Below are 960 nucleotides of genomic sequence, written 5' to 3'. Positions count from 1 at the left end.
AAAATTGAGGTCATAGTTTAATTGCATTAAATCGGCCTCAGTACCACCTGAGATTTGGGTAGCCATTTTCTGATCAAATCCATCCCAGCCACTGTATTCAGCTTTGACTTTAATATTGGGATTCTTTTTCTCGAAGGCTTTAATTGCTTTTAGGGTCGCCTTGTGTCGGTCAGCATTTCCCCACCACGAGAATCGAATAGTGACCTTTTTATTACCATTATCGCCAGAAGAACCACTATTTTTATTGCTCGTACAAGCAGCCAACCCCAAGCAAGCCACTGCAGTTGTGACTAAGAGCAGAAGCTTTTTAACTCCACCGCTCATTACTATCCCTCCTAATTGATAAGACGAAATACGATATTATAACTATTCACAAATGCCACCTTACAATTTATGTAGATACAAATAACTCCTAACAGAGTTCATGCTCATTACGAACGAATTTATTCATCTTGAGCAACTACTTAATCGTCTGCAAGCAAACCACGTTGATTTTACAACCAAACTTTTTGTTCCGCGTCGACAACAATTATGTCTGAAGAAATATCTATGTGCCTGCAATCCCCTTTTCTCACTTGCCACCACATTACGAACAGCATCTGATAAGCGCTTACATTCTTAGCTTAAGTTAGTTCAAGCTTGCTGAGAACCAGAAAAAAAGGCACAAAAACATGAAAAAATGGCGTTATTGAACAGAACTTAAAAAAAGCACCGTGCCAAATTCTATGACACGGTGCTTCCATTACGACAATGGCACATTACGTTTCTTAAACTGATGAGCGTAATGCCATATAATTTTTTTAAATTGTTGACCAAAGTAATCCGGATTATTCTCGAACCCGACTCGCTCGCCACTTCATTGATCTGATAATTCTGTTTCAACATCTCTGCGGCCTGTTTCATTCTCGTTTCAGCTAACACTTGAGAAAACTTCTTGCCGGTAAACTGAAAGTATTTTTT

At 38.9% G+C, this 960-nt stretch carries 2 protein-coding genes; both read right to left on the bottom strand.

Features of this window, described 5'->3' with window-relative positions; genetic code table 11:
- Positions 1-324 (bottom strand): ABC transporter substrate-binding protein (locus JCM13995_RS13470; protein ID WP_156314519.1); only part of this gene is annotated, 324 nt, incomplete at its 3' end.
- A 399-nt stretch (positions 325-723) separates the two neighbouring features.
- Positions 724-960: hypothetical protein (locus tag JCM13995_RS16495; protein ID WP_225350922.1), on the bottom strand; the 237-nt coding region annotated here is incomplete at its 5' end.

The organism is Lacticaseibacillus camelliae DSM 22697 = JCM 13995, assembly GCF_001311195.1.
Lineage (GTDB): Bacteria > Bacillota > Bacilli > Lactobacillales > Lactobacillaceae > Lacticaseibacillus > Lacticaseibacillus camelliae.
Note: the sequence above shows the minus strand (reverse complement) of the source record. Positions and strands in the feature narration are given on the sequence as shown.